This is a genomic window from Roseitalea sp. MMSF_3546, from assembly GCF_030732865.1.
Classification (GTDB): Bacteria; Pseudomonadota; Alphaproteobacteria; order Rhizobiales; family Rhizobiaceae; genus Roseitalea.
The window spans coordinates 88836-106092 of record NZ_JASHKB010000003.1; the positions used below are offsets into that span (position 1 = coordinate 88836).

Consider the following 17257-nt stretch of genomic DNA (forward strand, 5'->3'; position numbering starts at 1 on the left):
TCAGGCGTTCGCGCCGATCTCCTCGATGGTGACCTTTTCGGGATCGAAGGCCAGATAGCCCTTGAGCACCTGCGACCCTTCCAGCGGGCGGTCATAGGTCCAGGCGATCTCCTCGCCCTCGAAACCGAAATAGGAGGCATCGCCCTTCAGCGGACAATGCGTCGACTTGCCGGCGACGGCGTCCAGCGATGTGGTCGCGTCGGATCGGGGGATATAGATCACCGGATCGTAGATGTCGTGGCCGGACTCCTGGACGCGGATCGCATCGGTGCTATCGGCGAGCATGCGGCCGCGATGATGCACGCGCACCCTGCGGCCGACCGGCTTGATGCGGGCGAAATGGGCGTCGGTGTCGGGATTGCGTATCGTGGTGTCGACCATCGGGTCAGCCCTTCGGTTCGCGTTGGTCCTTGCGGCACGGCCATGCTGGCCGGTGCCCGCTGACCAGACAACCGGACGCGGTCGCCTGGGTTCCATGCGCACCCGCCGGCGTGCGGGCCGGCCGCCCGGCCCGAGCCTAGCCGCCCTGTCCGGGAACCGACGGGGTCTCGGAGCGGAAACCGCGCGGCATGTCGCCGATCTGCTCGTATTTGCCCGTCAGCGCGTTGACCACCGATTTCTCGCGGGCGCCGAACTTGATTGAGGCGCGCGAGAACAGATGCGCGCTGACCGGGGCGGTGGCCAGAATGAAGGTGACGGCCGCAAAGGCCTTGGCGATGACGATGCCCTGCCCCGAGGCCAGGCCGGTGCTCAGAAGGATCAGCCCGGCGCCCAGCGTGGCAGCCTTGGTGGTGGCGTGCATGCGCGAATAGACGTCATCGAGGCGCACAAGGCCGATGGCGGCCAGGAGCACGAAGCCAGCACCGATGACGGCGAACACCGCAAAGACCAGCTGCAGCAATTCAAGCATCAAGATCGCCTCCCCTCTTGGCCACATCGACAAGATATTTGGCGAAGACGACCGTCGCCAGGAAGGAGACCAGCCCCAGTGCGACGGCGATGTCGAAATACCAGTAGCTGCCGATATACATGCAATAAAGGCCGATGAAGGCGACGCCGGAAACGGTCAAGGTGTCGAGCGCCCAGATCTTCTCGTCCAGGCCACGGCCGACGACGATGCTGAACACCTCGATGACGAAGGCGACGGCGAGCATGGCCATGGCCAGGAGTATAAGCGCGTCGGTTATCGCTGCTGCATAGCCCATATCACATTGGCCTCGAAGTTGGTCTTGACGTATTCGATCAGCTTGCCCTTGCGGCTGCCGGCCTTGTCGCCCGGATCGGACGCGTCGATGACATGCATGTAGAGCGTCGACTTGTCCTCGGACACATCGACGGTCAGCGTGCCGGGAATCATCGAAATCATGTTCGCGAAGATGGTGATCTCGACATCGTCGCGCGTGTCGAGCGGCACGGCGAGAATGCCCGGCGCGTAGGCCCAGCGCGAGCGCGGCTGCAACAGCATCCAGCCGATCTGGATCGAGCCGACGACGAGTTCGCTGACGAAGATCCACACCAGATAGAGCAGCCGCAGCGGGTGGCGGAAATAGTTCTTGCGGTCCCGGTTGGCGACCAGATAGTCGCGGATGATGAACCCCGAGACGAGCGCGGCGATCAGACCGACGACGGCGTTGGGCAGGTTGAAATTGCCGGTCGCCAGCAACCACAGCAGAACCAGCACGAAGATGAAGGTGGCGTTTCGCATCGGCGCAGGCTTATGATCCGGTCCGGGTGATCGATCTGGCCGGTCGGCCCGGCGCGGCTTTGCCATCTATTAGGCAGGCCGGCGTGCCGGTGCAAGACAAACCGGGCGCGCCCGCAGCGGGACGGCCGGCTTCATCGTGTCGCAGCGGCCCCGGACGGCGCGCCGGCGCTACCAGATCACCTTTTCCATGATGACGGCCGGAATGCCCGAGCCCTTGACGCCGCAATCGGGCGTGGTGCCGACCTTGCGAAAGCCGTGGTGCTCGTAGAACCGGACGGCGCGGTCATTGGCCTCCTCGACTTCGAGGCGAATCTTGCGCACGTCGGGAAAGCACGCCTCGACTTCGACCAGCAGCTTCTTGCCGATGCCCTGGCCCTGCGTGCCGGGCCGCACGTAGAGTTGATGGAGCATGGAGGTCTCCGTGTCGCGCTGGGTGACATAGGCCATGCCGGCGATCTCGGCGCCGTCGTCGCAGACGATGAACTCCGAACGCGGCTTGTTCATGCGCTGCTTGAGCGCGGGCACCGAATGCCAGGCGCTGGTCAGCTCGGCCACCTTCTTGCGGCCGTAGATCGTGTCATAGGTGTCGTGCCAGGTCTCGGTGAGCATTGCCGAGATGGTCTCGAGGTCCTCCGGGGCCGCGGTGCGGATCCACATTGAAGTCAGTCAGGGTCCCTGCTCGAGCGTTGCCCCGCAGATTGACACATTGCCGGCAAATGACAAGAGGGAAGGCCGATCGGGCGCCATCGGCGCCCTTGCGGGCCGGAGAGCGGCCCTCCCCGCGGTCAGTCCGCGATGCCGAGCTTGTCGCGCACCAGCTTGTTGACCGCCTGGGGGTTGGCCTTGCCGCCGGTCGCCTTCATCACCTGGCCGACGAACCAGCCGGCAAGGTTGGGCTTGGTCCTTGCCTGCTCGACCTTGTCGGGATTGGCGGCGATCACCTTGTCGACCTCGGCCTCGATGGCGCCGGTGTCGGTGACCTGCTTCATGCCGCGCTCGTCGACGATCCGTTCGGGGTCGCCACCTTCCTCCCAGACGATCTCGAACAGGTCCTTGGCGATCTTGCCGGAGATGGTGCCCTTCGCGATCAGATCGATGATGGCGCCCAGTTGCCGGGGCGAAACGGGAGTCTGTTCAATCGTTTGGCCGGACTTGTTCAAGGCGCCCAGAAGGTCGTTGATCACCCAGTTGGCGGCGGCCTTGGAATCGCGACCGCTGGCAACCCTTTCGAAATAGTCGGCTACGGCGATGTCGGAGACCAGCACCGAGGCATCGTAGGCGGTCAAGCCCTCGGCCATGAAGCGGGCGCGCTTTTCGTCGGGCAGTTCGGGCAGGCTGGCGGCCAGTTCCGCGATGAAGGCATCGTCGAATTCGAGCGGCAGCAGGTCCGGATCGGGGAAATAGCGGTAGTCGTGCGCCTCCTCCTTGGTGCGCATGGATCGGGTCTCGCCCTTTTGCGGGTCGAACAGGCGGGTCTCCTGCTCGACCTCGCCGCCATCCTCGATCAGGGCGATCTGACGGCGGGCCTCGTGCTCGATGGCCTGGCCGACAAAGCGGATGGAATTGACGTTCTTGATCTCGCAGCGCGTGCCGAAGGCGGCGCCCGGCCGACGCACCGACACGTTGACGTCGGCGCGCATGGAGCCCTCGTCCATATTGCCGTCGCAGGTGCCCAGATAACGCAGGATCTGGCGCAGCTTTGTCAGATAGGCCTTGGCCTCCTCGGCCGAGCGCATGTCGGGCTTGGAGACGATCTCCATGAGCGCGACGCCGGACCGATTGAGATCGACATAGGACATGGTCGGATGCTGGTCGTGCATCGACTTGCCCGCATCCTGCTCCAGATGCAGCCGCTCGATGCCGATCTCCACCTCTTCATATTCGCCGTTGCGGTCCGGGCCGACGGCGACCTGCACCACGCCCTCGCCGACGATGGGCTGCTTGTACTGGGAGATCTGGTAGCCCTGCGGCAGATCGGGATAGAAGTAGTTCTTGCGGTCGAAGACCGAGCGCTTGTTGATCTGCGCCTTCAGCCCCAGCCCGGTGCGCACCGCCTGGCGCACGCATTCGATGTTGATGACCGGCAGCATGCCGGGCATGGCCGCATCGACAAGGCTGACGTTGGCGTTGGGCTCGGCGCCGAAGGCGGTCGACGCACCCGAGAACAGCTTGGCCCTGGAGGTGACCTGGGCGTGGACCTCCATGCCGATGATGACCTCCCAGTCGCCGGTGGCGCCGGCGACGAAGCGTTTGGAATCGGGCGTGCGGGTGTCGACGAGGGTCATGGGTGGTGTCTTTGGTGCGGGCTTCGATGATGTCTGGATGTCCGGCCGAATGTCGGAACATGCCTCGTGGTTAGTGCATGCATGCGGGCTCCGCAAGCGCCCGCGGGGCGCGTACGGGCGGCGGGGGCGTCCGGCAAAACCTTTGATCGAGGTCAAGGCCGGCGGGCCGGACGCGCTGGCATGATCGGCGCAACACAGCAAGGAAAGCCGATGTCGATCCTCACTCAATTGACCATGCGCCAGCGCCATGCGGCCCTGTTTCAGGCCATGTCGGACCGGCTGGGCCTGAGCGAAGCCTTCGCGCGGCGCGCCGGCCATGGCGATGCACCGCGCCGGGCCGTCGACCGCTGCATGAGCTGCGATCAGGTGAGCGCCTGTGAGAGTTGGCTGGCCGAGAACGCCGCTCCGGTCGAGGCGCCGGGCTATTGCCGCAACCACGACATGTTCGAGCGGCTCAAGCACGATATCGAGGCCGAGGGCTTCAAGCGCGCCTGACACGATTTCTCCCCCTCCCAACCGACTGGCCGGGCCTTCATCTTCCGATGAGCCCGGCACTTTTTTGACCGCGCCTGGCCCGATCCGGGCGCGCGGCTGGACATTGACGCTCTGGTCGCCTATTCCATCGCCGTTCGAAGGAGTGTTCATGTCCGGTTCTTCCGAGGCCCGATAACGCCCTGACCGCGCCGGTCCGCTCGCAGCGGATGGCGGGTCGGGGCCTGACATTGGCAACCGGCCGCCCGGTCGGGCGGCTTGTCTTTGTCTGCGGCCAGCAGCCGCCTATCGAACGAAGAACCCATGGACATTTCACGCGCCGAACAGCGCATCCTGCACCTGCTTGCGCAGGGCGGGCACATTCAGGCCACAAAGACGGACAAGCGCGTCGTGCACGTCGCTTGCTACACGCGCGAGGGATGGCGCTACCCCGATCTCGATGTCGCGCTCTTCCGCAAGCTCAAGCGACGCCGGACGATCCGTTCGCTCAATGGCGGGCCCTACCGCATCACGCGGCGCGGGCTCGAACTGGTCAGAAGCCAGATGGACAACCGGTGAGCGTGACGGGCGCGGCCGACGAGCCGCGCCCGTTTGCCGGCCTGGGCGCCAATGCTATATTCGTTCCGTCAAGCGATGGAGCCGGCGATGAACGTCCAAAGCCCGCCGAAGATGAATTTCGAGGAGTTCATGCGATGGGGCCCGCGCCAGGACCGCAAGTACGAGTTGGTGCGGGGGGTGCCGGCGATGCTGCCATGGGTGAGACTGAAGCATTCGCGGATCGTCATGGCGCTCGTCCAGACGATCGGACCACAACTGAAGGGCACGGAATACGAGCTCGCCGATGCCGAGTTCGCCTTGCGGACCGGCGAGGACTCCTCGCGCTTCGCCGACCTTCTGATCATACCGGCCGGGCTGCCCGGCGATACGCCGCACATCGACGATGCCATCGTCGTGGTCGAGGTGCTGTCGCCTTCGACCCAGCACAATGATTTCGGGCCCAAGCGCGAGGAATATCTCGGCCTTGAGAGCCTTGACACCTATCTCGTCTTCGATGCCGACGAGCCGCGCGTGTGGCAGTGGACTCGCAACGAAGATGGCGGCTTCGCTATCGAGCCGATCATCCTCGAGGACCGCGACGCGGCGGTCGAGCTTTCGCGGCTCGGCGTGATGGTTCCGCTGGCCGACATCTATTCGGACCTGGCCGGTGTCAGGAGCGACCCATGAACGTCCAAAGCCCACCGAAGATGAATTTCGACGAGTTCATGCGCTGGGGCCAGCGCCAGGACCGCAAGTACGAACTGGTACGGGGGGTGCCGGCGATGCTGCCTTATGTCAGACGCAATCACTCGCTCATCGCCGGCAATGTCTACTTCGCGTTGAGAAGCCGCCTGGACGGTGACGCCTACAGCGTCCACGCCGGCGACTTCGCCATCCCGACCGGTGACGATACGATGCGGTATGCCGATGTGTTCGTCGAAACGGCCGGGGGCTCGGGCGACGCACAATGGACCGAGAGCGCAATCGTCGTGGTCGAGGTGCTGTCGCCTTCGACCCAGCACAATGATTTCGGGCCCAAGCGCGAGGAATATCTCGGCCTCGAGAGCCTTGACACCTATCTCGTCTTCGATGCCGACGAGCCGCGCGTTTGGCAGTGGACGCGCAACGATGACGGCGGCTTCGCTATCGAGCCGATCATCCTCGAGGACCGCGACGCGGCGGTCGAGCTTTCACGGCTCGGCGTGATGGTTCCGCTGGCCGACATCTACCGGGACTGAGACGCCTCAGCCTTCGATTTCGGCCCGGATCGCCGCATGCTCCTGGGCGAACGATCCATCGAACGGCGCCCGGCCGGCGCGGCGATACCAGTAGCGCGCATTGCCTTCATCGCCCTCGATGCGGTGGCACAATGCGTGGATCCAGTCGAACAGCGCCTCCCCCTCATGGGCCTGCGCGATCTGGTGGGCGCGCTCATAGCCCGGCCCGACGGTGAAACCGTCCTGCTCGAGCGCATCGAGTGCCGTGCGTGCCTCGCTCACCACCATTTCTCCGGCGTGAACCGTCCCGCAGCCTGTTCGATCACGTAAGCGGTCGCAAACAGCGTTTCCTCATCGAACGGCCGGCCAATCAGCTGGAGGCCGAGCGGCAGGCCATTGCCGTCAAGACCCGCCGGCACGGCGATGCCCGGCAGGCCGGCCATGTTCACCGTCACGGTGAAGACGTCGTTGAGATACATCTTCACCGGATCGGCGTTCATGTCCTGATCGCCGATGCCGAAGGCGGCCGAGGGCGTCGCCGGCGTCAGGATCGCGTCGACGCCGTCGGCGAAGACCGTCTCGAAATCGCGCTTGATCAGCGTGCGGACCTTCTGGGCGCGCAGATAATAGGCATCGTAATAGCCGGCCGACAGCACATAGGTGCCGATCATCACGCGGCGCTTGACCTCGGCGCCAAAGCCGGCGGCGCGCGTTGCCTCATACATCTCGGTGACATCGCTGCCCGTCACGCGCAGCCCGTATTTGACGCCGTCATAGCGGGCCAGGTTCGAGGACGCCTCGGCCGGCGCGACGATATAATAGGCCGGCAGGGCGTATCTGGTGTGCGGCAGCGAAATCGGTTTGATCTGGGCCCCGGCCTGCTTCAGCCAGTCGATGCCCTGCTGCCACAGCGTGTCGATCTCGGCGGGCATGCCGTCCATGCGGTATTCGGCCGGCACGCCGATCGTCATGCCCCTGACGGACCGGCCGATCGCCGCCTCGTAGTCCGGCACGGGCCGATCGACCGAGGTCGTGTCCTTGGCGTCGACGCTCGCCATGGAATTGAGCATCAGCGCCGCATCGCGCACGTCGCGCGTTATCGGCCCGGCCTGGTCGAGCGAGGAGGCAAAGGCGACGATGCCCCAGCGCGAACAGCGACCATAGGTGGGCTTGAGCCCGACCGTGCCGGTGAAGGCCGCCGGCTGACGGATCGAGCCGCCCGTGTCGGTCGCCGTCGCGCCCGCGCACAGCCAAGCGGCGACGGCGGCGGCCGAACCGCCCGAAGAGCCGCCGGGCACCAGCGCCTTGTTGTCGCCTTCGGCGCGCCAGGGGTTGATCACCGGCCCGTAATGCGACGTCTCGTTGGACGAGCCCATGGCGAACTCGTCCATGTTCAGCTTGCCCAGCATGACGGCGCCGTCGTCCCACAGGTTCTGCGTGACGGTCGACTCATAACGCGGCGCAAAGCCATCGAGGATGTGGCTGCCGGCCTGGGTGTGCACGCCGCGCGTGGCGAACAGGTCCTTGATGCCGAGCGGAATGCCCTCGAGCGCGCGCGCCGCGCCGGCGCCGATCTTTTCGTCCGACTGCCGCGCCATCTCGCGCGCCCGATCCGGCGTGACCGCGACATAGGCGTTCAGCGCCTGGTTGGCAGCCTCGATCGCGCCGAGATAGGCATCGGTGAGCTCCAGCGCGCTGCATTCCTTGGCCAGGAGCTTGTCGCGCGCCTGGGCGATGGTCAGGGACGTCAGATCGGTCATGTCTCGGTCAGGCCAGAGTGGTTCTTTCGCGTTACTCGACGACCTTGGGCACAAGGAAGAAGCCGTCCTGCGATGCGGGGGCGTTGGCGACGATGTCGTCGGCCCGGTCGCCGTCGGTGACCACGTCGTCACGGGTCTTCATGGTCATCTCGGTCACCGAGGTCATCGGCTCGACACCGTCGATATCGACTTCGTTGAGTTGCTCGACGAAGCCCAGAATCGCGTTCAGTTCGCCCTCGAGATGCGCGGCCTCGTCATCGGTCACGGCTATCCGCGCGAGCCTTGCGACACGCTTGACGGTGGCGGTGTTGACGGACATCGGGCACTCCGGGGAAACGACGATTGCGTGTTCCCGCTATAGCGACGCGCGCGGCCCCGTGCAACGGGCCCGGTGGCGGCGCTACAGCGTCACCGCCTGGCCGACCTTCGGCACCAGCACCTTGTCCGCCTCCTCTTCCATCGACGCCAGGAACGCATCGGGGGTCTGGTCGATGATCGGAAACGAACCGTAATGGCAGGGCACGACGCGCGTGAAGTTGAAGAAGCGCCTGCACGCCAGCGCGGCGGTCGCCCCGCCCATGGTGAACCGGTCGCCGATCGGCACGATGCCGACCTGCGGCCTGTGCAGTTCGGCAATCAGCGCCATGTCGGAAAAAATGTCGGTGTCGCCCATGTGGTAGAGCGTCGGCGCATCGGCGAATGTCAGCACAAGGCCGGCCGGATTGCCCAGATAGACATTGCCGCCGCCACCGGTCTGCCGCGAGGAGGAATGCTCCGCCTTGACGAAACTGGTGGTGAAGCCACCGCAATCGACCGTGCCGCCATGATTGCCGGGATTGATCTTGTGTTCGTCGAGCCCCTGGCCGACCATATGCATGCAGATTTCGAAATTGGCGACCAGCATGGCGCCGCTGGCGGTGAGGATATCGAGCGAATCGCCGATATGGTCGTCATGGCCATGGGTCAGCAGCACATGGGTGACGCCCTCGGCCACCGCCTCCCAGCCGCCGTTCCAGGACGGGTTGCCCGAAAGGAAGGGGTCGATCAGGATCTGCGCGTCGCCGGCCTCGATGCGGAACGCCGAATGGCCGTACCAGGTCAGTTTCATCGTCAACACTCCTCGCAATTGCGCTTCGCCCACACTATGGATCGCACGGTGCACCGTCCATCGGGATGCGAAAAATGACGGCACTCATCGATGTCGAGGACATTGCGGGCTCGATCGCGCCCGGCCAGACGGTGGCCGCGCTCGATGTCGGCACCAAGACCATCGGCGTCGCGGTCAGCGATCGCGGCCTTGGCTTCGCCCATCCGCGCCCGGTGATCCGGCGGCGCAAGTTCGGCGCCGACATGGCCGCGCTGAAGGCCGCGCTCGCCGGCGACAATGTCGGCGCGTTCGTCGTCGGCCTGCCGGTGAACATGGATGGCAGCGAAGGCCCGCGCGCGCAGTCGACCCGCGCCTTCGTGCGCAACATGGCAAGCCATTTCGAATTGCCGGTCGCCTTGTGGGACGAGCGGCTGTCGACGGTGGCGGCCGAGCGCGCGCTGATCGATCAGGATGTCAGCCGGGCCAAGCGGGGCGCACGCATCGATTCGGCGGCGGCCGCCTTCATCCTGCAGGGCGCGCTGGACCGGATCTACTCGGCGGCCGGGGAAACCTGAGCGCGCTCGTAGCTGTCGGGCTGCTGCGCCGCCTCGCCCGGCTCGCGGCGGACAGCCCACCAGCGGGCGATCGCCTTGCGCCGGCGGAAGGCCAGTATGCCCATGATCAGGAAGGTGTCGACGATGCAGGCCTTGATCAGAAGGCGCACGATCACCTCCTTTTCCATGCCCAGGATCTGGCCGTAGATCGCGAAGACCAGATCGTGCGTCGACCGGCTGAAGAATGTCAGGCCCAGGCTGATGTCGTTGAGCGACAGCCAGTACCAGCCCCACAGGAAGCCCATGGGCACGAACCAAAACCAGAACACATAGCGCATGACCGCTCCATCGTTCGTGCCCGCCGGCGGTGGCCCGCCATGGCCGGACTATCGGCCTTATGCATTGGCGGCTCAATGCAAACCATTCGTTAAGGTTAACGGGCCGGGACCGGCCATGGCGGACCCGCTCCGGACCGGTTCGGCGGATCGGTTGCACCGTGCGGCGCGGCGGGCGTAAACGATGGCAATGGCCATCATCTTCGCGGCGATCTCGCCGATCTTCCTTCTGATCATCGCCGGCAACGGACTGCGCCGCCTGCCCGTGTTCGAACCGGGGCTGTGGCGCGGGCTCGAGCAACTCGGCTTTTACGTGCTGTACCCGGTGCTGCTGTTCACGACGATCGTGCGGGCGGATTTCTCCGGGCTTGCACTGGGGCCGGCGATGCTCGTCCTCGCCATCGCCTGGACCCTGGTCGGGCTCGCGGCACTGGCATCGTGGCCGCCGCTGCGAGCCCGCGGCGTGTCAAGGCCGACATTTTCGTCGGTGTTTCAGACCGCCACGCGCTGGAACGGCTTCATCGCGCTCGCGGTCGCCGAGGAGATGTTCTCGCCCGAGGGGCCGGCCATGGTCGCGCTTGTCATGGCCGTCGTCATCATCCCGCTCAATGTTGCCGCGGTGACCGTGGTGGCCTGGTTCACCGACAGCCACGCCAACCCGATGCGCACGGCGCGCAAGGTCGCAACGAACCCGCTGATACTGGCGACCGCGGCAGCGCTGATTGTCCGGCTCGCACCCTTTGCCCTGCCCGGCCCGGTCATGGAGGCGTTGCATCTGGTCGGACGCGCCGCGCTCGGCATGGGCCTTCTTGCCATCGGCGCCGGGCTGAAGATCACCGGCACCGGCCTTTCCGCATCGAGCCTGTGGACGCCGACGCTGCTCAAGCTCGGCGCTCTGCCGGCGCTGGTGGTGGGACTGTCGCTGGCGCTGGGCATCGGCAGCGAGGAGATCGCCTATCTGTCGCTGTGCGCGGCGGTGCCGACGGCGATGAACGGCTTTGTCCTGGCCCGGCAGATGGGCGGCGACGCGGAGAGCTATGCGGCGACGGTGACGGTGCAGACGGCCCTGTCGTTCCTGACGATCCCGCTCGTGCTGGCGATCACCGTTCAGTTGACCGGCGGGTAGAGCGCGTCGAGCAGCGTGCGCGCGTCAAAGCGCCCGTCGAGCATGCCATAGGTGGCCCGCCAGGCGCCGCCCAGCCGCGTGTCGGCAAACGCGCCCGCGAGCCCGCCCATGCCCAGCCGTTCCAGTTCGGCGGCCGCGGCGGCAAGGGCGAGCTGCTCGGTGGCGATGCGCGCGGCGCCCTCGTCCTCGGCGGCCAGCGACAACGCGGCGCGGATGACGTTGATCGTCTTGTCGGCGCGCGCGCCAAGGTCGCGGGCAAGACCGTCCAGGATCGCCTCGAGGGTGGCCTCGGACCGCTTGAAGACGCGCAGCAGATCGAGCGCCATGACGTTGCCCGAGCCCTCCCAGATCGAATTGACCGGCGCCTCGCGATAGTGCCGGGCCAGCACCATCTCCTCGACATAGCCGTTGCCGCCGAGGCACTCCATCGCCTCGGCGAGAAGCGGCGGGGCGGCCTTGCACACCCAGTACTTGACGACCGGCGTCATCGCCCGGGCAAAGGCGCCCTCGCCCGCATCGCCGCGCGCGGCGTCATAGGCACGCGCCAGCCGGAACGACAGCGCCGTGGCCGCGGCGACGTCGATCGCCATGTCGGCGAGCACGCGCGTCATCAGCGGCTGGTCGATGAGCGCGCCGCCGCGTACCTTGCGCCGCCTTGCGTGATGGACCGCCTCGGCCAGTCCGGCGCGCATGATGCCGGCCGAGGCCAGCGCGCAGTCGAGCCGGGTCAGCGTGACCATTTCCAGAATGGCGCGCAGCCCGCCGCCCTCCTCGCCGACCCGCTGGCCGACGGCACCGCCGAACTCGACCTCGGCGGAAGCGTTCGAGCGGTTGCCCAGCTTGTCCTTGAGCCGCTGGAAGTGCAGCCGGTTGGGCTCGCCGCCGGACAGGATGCGCGGCACCAGAAAGCAGGTGATGCCCGCATCGGTGCGCGCCAGCACGACAAAGGCATCGCTCATCGGCGCCGACAGGAACCATTTGTGCCCGGTCAGCCGGTGCAGGCCGCCGCCGGCCGGCTCGGCCCGCGTGGCCATGCCCGAAAGATCGCTGCCGCCCTGCTTTTCGGTCATGCCCATGCCGATCAGCAGGCCCGATTTGTGATCGGGCGGCCTGTGGGAGAGATCGTATTTGCGCGTGCTCAGCCGCGGGCCCCATTCACGCGCCAACCGGGGCTCGACCATCAGCGCGGCAAACGAGGCGCTGGTCATGGTCAGCGGGCACAGATGGCCGGTTTCCAGACCCGCCATCAGATAGAACCGCGCCGCCCGGGCCAGATGGCCCTCGCCCGCCCCGCGCGCGATATCCTCCCAGACCGAGCTCGACAGGCCGTAGCTGACCGAGCGGCGCATCAGCGCATGCCAGGCAGGGTGAAACTCGACCTGGTCGAGCCGGTGACCCTGGCGATCATGGGTGCGCAGGCGCGGCGGGTTCTCATTGGCAAGCCGCGCCAGATCCTGCGCCTCGGCCGACTGCACGAATCGGCCGATCCGGTCGAGCTCCTCGAGCACGTTCGCATCGAGCCCGTGGGTCAGCCGCAACAGCAGCGGGTCGCCGCGAAAGGCATTGTGGCCGGTCAGCGGCGGCGGCTGATTGGTGACGGCGTGGGTGGAAACGGCGGACATGGCGCGGCATTGCTCCTGTTGGGGCGAGCCTAACCCGGCAGCCGGTCGGGGCAAAACGGCAACTTGGCCCGATCGTCGGGGCAAAGGCGAAAAAGCGTGCATAGCGGCCGGCCGGCCGCTTGCCGCGAGGCGGGGTTGGGCCTATGCCACCGCTTCAGCATGGCTGAACCCGCGCCCTTTCCCGTTTTCGCCCACCGGCACCTGCTCGGCATTGCCGGGCTGTCCTATCCCGACATCGCCCAGCTTCTCGACCGGGCCGATGCGGCCGTCGACATCTCGCGGCGGCGGCTGAAGAAGTCGGCCGTGCTGCGCGGGCTGACCCAGATCAACCTGTTCTTCGAGGCCTCCACGCGCACCCAGGCCTCGTTCGAGCTTGCCGGCAAGCGCCTTGGCGCGGACGTGATGAACATGTCGGTGGGCACGTCTTCGGTCAAGAAGGGCGAAACGCTGATCGACACGGCGATGACGCTCAATGCCATGCATCCGGACATCCTCATCGTGCGCCACCAGGCGGCCGGCGCGGCGGCGCTGCTGGCGCGCAAGGTCGGCTGCGCGGTGATCAATGCCGGCGACGGCGCGCACGAGCATCCGACCCAGGCGCTGCTCGACGCGCTGACCATCCGCCGCCACAAGGGCAGGCTCGACGGGCTGACGGTGGCGATCTGCGGCGACATCCTGCACAGCCGCGTGGCGCGCTCGAACATGGTGCTGCTCAACATCATGGGCGCGCAGCTTCGCGCGGTCGGTCCCTCGACGCTGATGCCGGCGGGCATCGAGGCGATGGGGGCGCGGCACTATGCGCGCATGCAGGACGGTATCCGGGGCGCCGACGTGGTGATGATGCTGCGCCTGCAGCGCGAGCGCATGACGGCCGGCTTCGTGCCCTCGGTGCGCGAATATTTCCGCCATTACGGTCTCGATGCCCGCAAGCTCGCCCATGCCGCAACGGACTGCCTGGTCATGCATCCGGGCCCGATGAACCGGGGCGTGGAGATCGCCTCGGAGATCGCCGACGGGCCGCAATCGGTCATCGAGGAGCAGGTGGAAATGGGCGTCGCGGTGCGCATGGCGGTGATGGAAGCGCTGCTCGATGCGCGCAAATGGGAGGGCGACGCTTCGTGATGCCGATGACGGACGATGCGGTCTACGAGAATGCGCGGATCGTCGACCCGGCGCGCAACCTCGATGCGCGCGGATCACTGGTCGTGCGCGAGGGGGCGATCGTGGCGGCCGGGCCCGAGGCGCGCAATCAGGGGGTGCCCGAGGGCGCGGCGCGGATCGACTGCGCCGGCCTGACCGTCATGCCCGGCCTCGTCGATCTGCGCGTGCATATCGGCGAGCCGGGCGGCGAACATCGCGAGACGATCCGTTCGGCCTGCGCGGCGGCCGCCGCCGGCGGGGTGACCTCGCTCGTCATGATGCCCGACACCGATCCGGTGATCGACGATGTCGCGCTGGTCGAGTTCGTGGCGCGCACCGTGCGCGAAATCGACACGGTCCGCGTGCATCCGGCCGCGGCGATCACCAAGGGGCTTGCCGGGGCCGAGATGACCGAGATGGGAAATCTGCGCGAGGCGGGCGCGGTGATGTTCACCGAAGGGCGCCAGACGGTGCGCGACGCCGCCGTGATGCGCCGTGCCATGACCTATGCGCGCGATCTGGGCGCGCCGATCGCGCACCACACGGTCGAGGCGGACCTTGCCGGAAACGGCGTGATGAACGAGGGACTTCTGGCGAGCTGGCTCGGCCTGCCCGGCATTGCGCGCGAGGCCGAACTGCTGCCGCTGGAACGGGACCTGCGGCTCGCCCGGCTGACCGGCGCGACCTATCACGCCGCAAAGATCTCGTGCGCCATGTCGGCCGAGGCGATGCGCCGGGCCAAGGCGGCGGGCCTTGCCGTGACGGCGGGGGTCTCGATCAACAATCTGGCGCTCAACGAGAACGACATCGGCGAATACCGCACCTTCTTCAAGCTGTCCCCGCCCCTGCGCCACGAGGACGACCGGCTGGCCATGGTCGAGGCGCTCAGGAACGGCACGGTTGACGCCATCTGCTCGGACCATGACCCGCAGGATGTCGATACCAAGCGGCTGCCATTCGCCGAGGCGGAGGATGGCGCGGTGGGCCTGGAGACGCTGCTGAGCGCGGCGCTGCGGCTCTTCCATTCGGGCGATGTGCCGCTGATGCGCCTCGTCGACGCGCTCACCCACAGGCCCGCGCGCATAGCCGGGCTCGAGGCGGGCACGCTCATGCCGGGCCGGCCGGCGGACTTCATCGTCGTCGACCTCGACGAGCCCTTCGTGCTCGATCCGGCCGATCTGAAGTCGAAATCCAAGAACACCGCCTTCGATGGCGCGCGGCTGACGGGCCGGGTCAGGCGCACCGTCGTTGCCGGCCGGACCGTGTTTGGCGCATGATAGCCTGGGCGAAACGAAAGGACTGAGCGATGGAGGCAACCGGCGCGTGGCTTTCGATGGCCGCCATCGCGGCGCTGGTGGGCGGCTATCTTTCGGGCTCGATCCCGTTCGGCCTGCTTCTGACGCGGGCGGCCGGGCTCGGCGACATCCGCGCGATCGGCTCGGGCAATATCGGCGCGACCAACGTTCTGCGCACCGGCAACAGATGGCTGGCCGCGGCCACTTTGCTGCTCGACGCGCTCAAGGGCCTGGCGCCGGTGGTCATCGCGGGCGCGTACGGGCTCGAGGCGGCGATGGCGGCAGGCCTTGGTGCCTTTGCCGGCCATCTTTTTCCGGTCTGGCTCGGATTTCGCGGCGGCAAGGGCGTTGCCACCTTTGCCGGCATTTCGCTCGGCTATTCCTGGGTCGTGCTGCTGGCCTTCGCCGTGGCCTGGCTGCTCACCGCCTTTCTGACCCGCTATTCCTCGCTGGCCGCTCTGGTCGGCGTGGCGGTGACCACGCTGACCCTTTTCGTGCTGGGCGAGCCCGGGCTCGGTTCGCTTTACGTGGTATTGACCGGGCTCGTCGTCTTCAAGCATCGTTCCAACATCGCGCGGCTGCGCGCGGGCACCGAAGGCAGGATCGGGCAGAAAGGATGACGTTTTGGGCGAACCGGGACAGGCCGATGCCGAACCGCGCGCGGTCCGTTTCGCATTGTCCGAGCGCCAGCGCGTCGCCTGGCTGCGGCTGTACCGCACCGACAATGTCGGCCCGGCCACCTTTCGCGACCTGATCAACCATTGCGGGTCGGCCGAGCGCGCCCTCGCCATGCTGCCAGAGTTGTCCACGCGCGGCGGACGCAGGCGCTATCCGCAAATCCCGAGCGCCGAAGATGCCCAAGCCGAAATCGACGGCCTTGCGGCCATCGGCGCCCGGCTGGTCGGGATCGGCGAGGCCGACTATCCGGACCTGTTGCGCCTTGTCGAGCACGCCCCGCCGCTGATCGCCGTCAAGGGCGAGCCGGCCGCCCTGCATCGGCCGGCGATCTCCATCGTCGGCTCGCGCAATGCCTCCATGGCCGGTCTGACCATGGCGCGGCGGCTGGCCGGGGACCTGGGCGCGGGCGGCCATGTGATCGTTTCCGGTCTTGCGCGCGGCATCGACGGCGCGGCCCATGAGGCGGCCCTTGCCACCGGCACGATCGCCGTGCTCGCCGGCGGGATCGACCGCCCCTACCCGCCGCAGAACGCACAATTGCTCGACCGGATCGCGTCGGGCGGTGCGGGCTGTGCGGTCACCGAAATGCCGCTGGGCTGGGAGCCGCGCGCCCGCGACTTTCCGCGGCGGAACCGGATCATCGCCGGACTCTCGCTGGGACTGGTCGTGGTCGAAGCCGCCGCGCGATCGGGCTCGCTGATCTCGGCCCGGCTGGCCGGCGAGATGGGCCGGATCGTCATGGCCGTGCCGGGCTCTCCGCTCGACCCGCGCGCCCATGGCACCAACATGCTGATCCGCGACGGCGCCACGCTCGTCACGGGCGCGGCGGACGTGCGCGAGGCGCTGGCGCCGCTCGACGGCGCCCCGGCGCCGCCGGAGCCCCGATCCGCGCTCGAGCCGGAGGGGACCATGACGGTGCCGCCCGATGACGATGCGCGCGCCCGGCTCGTCTCGCTTCTGGGACCCACCCCGACCGCGGTCGACGACCTGATCGCCGAGACCGGGCTTTCAGCCTCGCAGGTGTTCCTGATCGTGCTGGAACTGGACCTGGCCGAACGGATCGAGCGTCACTCAGGCAACCGAATCTCGCTTGTTGTCGGCCACGCGTAGCGGGCGCTGGCCGCGCACGATATCGCTGGCCTCGATATAGGCCATTTCGATCATGAATGTGAGCAAGTCACAGCGCTCGGCCTCGGCCATGGTTCGCAGTTCGCCCAGCAAGGCCTGAATGTAGCGAATGCGATCGAGACGCGACTGACGTATCTCGGTATGCATGTCTACCCCATACACTTTGCGCAAATCAGCGCTGTTGCCGCCCGGAATCGACTATAGCAATCATCGGTTGTATTGCAACGTCATGTACCACTACAGATAACATGTTTTGTCGCGTTTTCCATAGGGAACGCGGCGTCAGCATTCCGACA

Annotated in this window: 23 protein-coding genes; 10 read left to right on the top strand and 13 right to left on the bottom strand. The window is 67.0% G+C overall.

What is annotated here, in order from left to right:
• The 6 genes from RBB34_RS03960 to gatB form a co-directional block, all read right to left on the bottom strand.
• A complete protein-coding gene (locus RBB34_RS03960) occupies positions 1 to 381 on the bottom strand; it encodes a DUF427 domain-containing protein (RefSeq protein WP_306117891.1) in 381 nt (126 codons plus the stop codon).
• 136 nt (positions 382 to 517) lie between these two features.
• Positions 518 to 910 carry a monovalent cation/H(+) antiporter subunit G gene (gene mnhG / locus RBB34_RS03965; protein WP_306117892.1) on the bottom strand — a complete coding sequence of 131 codons (393 nt, stop codon included), beginning with the start codon at positions 908 to 910 and terminating at the stop codon, positions 518 to 520.
• The gene (locus RBB34_RS03970; protein ID WP_306117893.1) at positions 903 to 1205 is read right to left on the bottom strand and encodes a monovalent cation/H+ antiporter complex subunit F; all 303 of its coding nucleotides are present in this window, start codon (positions 1203 to 1205) and stop codon (positions 903 to 905) included. Before RBB34_RS03970 ends, mnhG begins: the two co-directional genes overlap by 8 nt.
• Complete coding sequence (locus tag RBB34_RS03975; protein WP_306117894.1) at positions 1184 to 1705, bottom strand: Na+/H+ antiporter subunit E; 522 nt, start codon at positions 1703 to 1705, stop codon at positions 1184 to 1186. The genes RBB34_RS03970 and RBB34_RS03975 overlap by 22 nt, the downstream gene beginning before the upstream one ends.
• A 168-nt stretch (positions 1706 to 1873) precedes the next feature.
• Positions 1874 to 2362, bottom strand: a complete 489-nt coding sequence (locus RBB34_RS03980; protein ID WP_306117895.1) for a GNAT family N-acetyltransferase — start codon at positions 2360 to 2362, stop codon at positions 1874 to 1876.
• A gap of 128 nt (positions 2363 to 2490) precedes the next feature.
• Positions 2491 to 3990, bottom strand: a complete 1500-nt coding sequence (gene gatB, locus RBB34_RS03985; protein WP_306117896.1) for an Asp-tRNA(Asn)/Glu-tRNA(Gln) amidotransferase subunit GatB — start codon at positions 3988 to 3990, stop codon at positions 2491 to 2493.
• A gap of 210 nt (positions 3991 to 4200) precedes the next feature.
• On the opposite strand from gatB, the gene RBB34_RS03990 reads away from it, so the two are divergent.
• The 4 genes from RBB34_RS03990 to RBB34_RS04005 all read left to right on the top strand — a co-directional run bounded on the left by RBB34_RS03990 (position 4201) and on the right by RBB34_RS04005 (position 6257).
• On the top strand, positions 4201 to 4485 hold the full coding sequence (locus tag RBB34_RS03990; RefSeq protein ID WP_306117897.1) for a DUF6455 family protein: 285 nt from the start codon (positions 4201 to 4203) through the stop codon (positions 4483 to 4485).
• Positions 4486 to 4785: 300 nt separating this feature from the next.
• Complete coding sequence (locus RBB34_RS03995) at positions 4786 to 5040, top strand: YjhX family toxin (RefSeq protein WP_306117898.1); 255 nt, start codon at positions 4786 to 4788, stop codon at positions 5038 to 5040.
• 87 nt (positions 5041 to 5127) lie between these two features.
• Positions 5128 to 5706, top strand: coding sequence for a Uma2 family endonuclease (locus RBB34_RS04000; protein WP_306117899.1), 579 nt, complete (start codon positions 5128 to 5130; stop codon positions 5704 to 5706).
• Positions 5703 to 6257, top strand: coding sequence for a Uma2 family endonuclease (locus RBB34_RS04005; RefSeq protein WP_306117900.1), 555 nt, complete (start codon positions 5703 to 5705; stop codon positions 6255 to 6257). Before RBB34_RS04000 ends, RBB34_RS04005 begins: the two co-directional genes overlap by 4 nt.
• Before the next feature lie 6 nt (positions 6258 to 6263).
• Here RBB34_RS04005 and RBB34_RS04010 read toward each other — a convergent pair whose 3' ends face one another.
• From RBB34_RS04010 to RBB34_RS04025, 4 genes are all read right to left on the bottom strand, one after another.
• Positions 6264 to 6518, bottom strand: a complete 255-nt coding sequence (locus tag RBB34_RS04010; protein ID WP_306117901.1) for a hypothetical protein — start codon at positions 6516 to 6518, stop codon at positions 6264 to 6266.
• The gene (gene gatA, locus RBB34_RS04015) at positions 6515 to 7996 is read right to left on the bottom strand and encodes an Asp-tRNA(Asn)/Glu-tRNA(Gln) amidotransferase subunit GatA (RefSeq protein ID WP_306117902.1); all 1482 of its coding nucleotides are present in this window, start codon (positions 7994 to 7996) and stop codon (positions 6515 to 6517) included. Before gatA ends, RBB34_RS04010 begins: the two co-directional genes overlap by 4 nt.
• A 31-nt stretch (positions 7997 to 8027) precedes the next feature.
• The gene (gatC, locus tag RBB34_RS04020) at positions 8028 to 8315 is read right to left on the bottom strand and encodes an Asp-tRNA(Asn)/Glu-tRNA(Gln) amidotransferase subunit GatC (protein ID WP_306117903.1); all 288 of its coding nucleotides are present in this window, start codon (positions 8313 to 8315) and stop codon (positions 8028 to 8030) included.
• An 81-nt stretch (positions 8316 to 8396) separates the two neighbouring features.
• Entirely contained in the window at positions 8397 to 9104 is a 708-nt protein-coding gene (locus tag RBB34_RS04025; RefSeq protein ID WP_306117904.1) for a metal-dependent hydrolase, read from the bottom strand.
• A gap of 74 nt (positions 9105 to 9178) precedes the next feature.
• On the opposite strand from RBB34_RS04025, the gene ruvX reads away from it, so the two are divergent.
• Positions 9179 to 9658, top strand: coding sequence for a Holliday junction resolvase RuvX (ruvX, locus tag RBB34_RS04030; RefSeq protein WP_306117905.1), 480 nt, complete (start codon positions 9179 to 9181; stop codon positions 9656 to 9658).
• Here the strand turns inward: ruvX and RBB34_RS04035 are convergent.
• Positions 9634 to 9975 carry a DUF6105 family protein gene (locus tag RBB34_RS04035; RefSeq protein WP_306117906.1) on the bottom strand — a complete coding sequence of 114 codons (342 nt, stop codon included), beginning with the start codon at positions 9973 to 9975 and terminating at the stop codon, positions 9634 to 9636. The two genes, ruvX and RBB34_RS04035, sit on opposite strands and share 25 nt — an antisense overlap.
• Before the next feature lie 181 nt (positions 9976 to 10156).
• Between RBB34_RS04035 and RBB34_RS04040 the strand changes: the two genes are divergently transcribed.
• Entirely contained in the window at positions 10157 to 11098 is a 942-nt protein-coding gene (locus RBB34_RS04040) for an AEC family transporter (RefSeq protein ID WP_306117907.1), read from the top strand.
• On the opposite strand, the gene RBB34_RS04045 is transcribed toward RBB34_RS04040, so the two are convergent.
• Positions 11080 to 12720: an acyl-CoA dehydrogenase family protein gene (locus tag RBB34_RS04045; RefSeq protein WP_306117908.1), complete on the bottom strand. Its 1641-nt coding sequence runs from the start codon at positions 12718 to 12720 to the stop codon at positions 11080 to 11082. The two genes, RBB34_RS04040 and RBB34_RS04045, sit on opposite strands and share 19 nt — an antisense overlap.
• 159 nt (positions 12721 to 12879) lie before the next feature.
• Between RBB34_RS04045 and RBB34_RS04050 the strand changes: the two genes are divergently transcribed.
• From RBB34_RS04050 to dprA, 4 genes are read left to right on the top strand one after another with little or no spacing between them, the layout of a single operon-like run.
• Complete coding sequence (locus RBB34_RS04050; protein ID WP_306117909.1) at positions 12880 to 13842, top strand: aspartate carbamoyltransferase catalytic subunit; 963 nt, start codon at positions 12880 to 12882, stop codon at positions 13840 to 13842.
• Complete coding sequence (locus tag RBB34_RS04055; protein WP_306118033.1) at positions 13842 to 15137, top strand: dihydroorotase; 1296 nt, start codon at positions 13842 to 13844, stop codon at positions 15135 to 15137. The genes RBB34_RS04050 and RBB34_RS04055 overlap by 1 nt, the downstream gene beginning before the upstream one ends.
• Positions 15138 to 15166: 29 nt before the next feature.
• Positions 15167 to 15775, top strand: coding sequence for a glycerol-3-phosphate 1-O-acyltransferase PlsY (gene plsY, locus RBB34_RS04060; protein ID WP_306117910.1), 609 nt, complete (start codon positions 15167 to 15169; stop codon positions 15773 to 15775).
• 4 nt (positions 15776 to 15779) lie between these two features.
• A complete protein-coding gene (gene dprA / locus RBB34_RS04065) occupies positions 15780 to 16943 on the top strand; it encodes a DNA-processing protein DprA (RefSeq protein ID WP_306117911.1) in 1164 nt (387 codons plus the stop codon).
• Here dprA and RBB34_RS04070 read toward each other — a convergent pair.
• On the bottom strand, positions 16905 to 17108 hold the full coding sequence (locus tag RBB34_RS04070; RefSeq protein ID WP_306117912.1) for a hypothetical protein: 204 nt from the start codon (positions 17106 to 17108) through the stop codon (positions 16905 to 16907). The genes dprA and RBB34_RS04070 overlap by 39 nt on opposite strands.
• Between the last annotated feature and the right edge of the window lie 149 nt (positions 17109 to 17257).

What these genes read in the sequence shown, in the direction of transcription:
- RBB34_RS03960 (WP_306117891.1), bottom strand. Translation starts at nt 381, where the DNA reads ATGGTCGACACCACGATACGCAATCCCGACACCGACGCCCATTTCGCC.
- mnhG (WP_306117892.1), bottom strand. Translation starts at nt 910, where the DNA reads ATGCTTGAATTGCTGCAGCTGGTCTTTGCGGTGTTCGCCGTCATCGGT.
- RBB34_RS03970 (WP_306117893.1), bottom strand. Translation starts at nt 1,205, where the DNA reads ATGGGCTATGCAGCAGCGATAACCGACGCGCTTATACTCCTGGCCATG.
- RBB34_RS03975 (WP_306117894.1), bottom strand. Translation starts at nt 1,705, where the DNA reads ATGCGAAACGCCACCTTCATCTTCGTGCTGGTTCTGCTGTGGTTGCTG.
- RBB34_RS03980 (WP_306117895.1), bottom strand. Translation starts at nt 2,362, where the DNA reads ATGTGGATCCGCACCGCGGCCCCGGAGGACCTCGAGACCATCTCGGCA.
- gatB (WP_306117896.1), bottom strand. Translation starts at nt 3,990, where the DNA reads ATGACCCTCGTCGACACCCGCACGCCCGATTCCAAACGCTTCGTCGCC.
- RBB34_RS03990 (WP_306117897.1), top strand. Translation starts at nt 4,201, where the DNA reads ATGTCGATCCTCACTCAATTGACCATGCGCCAGCGCCATGCGGCCCTG.
- RBB34_RS03995 (WP_306117898.1), top strand. Translation starts at nt 4,786, where the DNA reads ATGGACATTTCACGCGCCGAACAGCGCATCCTGCACCTGCTTGCGCAG.
- RBB34_RS04000 (WP_306117899.1), top strand. Translation starts at nt 5,128, where the DNA reads ATGAACGTCCAAAGCCCGCCGAAGATGAATTTCGAGGAGTTCATGCGA.
- RBB34_RS04005 (WP_306117900.1), top strand. Translation starts at nt 5,703, where the DNA reads ATGAACGTCCAAAGCCCACCGAAGATGAATTTCGACGAGTTCATGCGC.
- gatA (WP_306117902.1), bottom strand. Translation starts at nt 7,996, where the DNA reads ATGACCGATCTGACGTCCCTGACCATCGCCCAGGCGCGCGACAAGCTC.
- gatC (WP_306117903.1), bottom strand. Translation starts at nt 8,315, where the DNA reads ATGTCCGTCAACACCGCCACCGTCAAGCGTGTCGCAAGGCTCGCGCGG.
- RBB34_RS04025 (WP_306117904.1), bottom strand. Translation starts at nt 9,104, where the DNA reads ATGAAACTGACCTGGTACGGCCATTCGGCGTTCCGCATCGAGGCCGGC.
- ruvX (WP_306117905.1), top strand. Translation starts at nt 9,179, where the DNA reads ATGACGGCACTCATCGATGTCGAGGACATTGCGGGCTCGATCGCGCCC.
- RBB34_RS04035 (WP_306117906.1), bottom strand. Translation starts at nt 9,975, where the DNA reads ATGCGCTATGTGTTCTGGTTTTGGTTCGTGCCCATGGGCTTCCTGTGG.
- RBB34_RS04040 (WP_306117907.1), top strand. Translation starts at nt 10,157, where the DNA reads ATGGCAATGGCCATCATCTTCGCGGCGATCTCGCCGATCTTCCTTCTG.
- RBB34_RS04045 (WP_306117908.1), bottom strand. Translation starts at nt 12,720, where the DNA reads ATGTCCGCCGTTTCCACCCACGCCGTCACCAATCAGCCGCCGCCGCTG.
- RBB34_RS04050 (WP_306117909.1), top strand. Translation starts at nt 12,880, where the DNA reads ATGGCTGAACCCGCGCCCTTTCCCGTTTTCGCCCACCGGCACCTGCTC.
- RBB34_RS04055 (WP_306118033.1), top strand. Translation starts at nt 13,842, where the DNA reads ATGCCGATGACGGACGATGCGGTCTACGAGAATGCGCGGATCGTCGAC.
- plsY (WP_306117910.1), top strand. Translation starts at nt 15,167, where the DNA reads ATGGAGGCAACCGGCGCGTGGCTTTCGATGGCCGCCATCGCGGCGCTG.
- RBB34_RS04070 (WP_306117912.1), bottom strand. Translation starts at nt 17,108, where the DNA reads ATGCATACCGAGATACGTCAGTCGCGTCTCGATCGCATTCGCTACATT.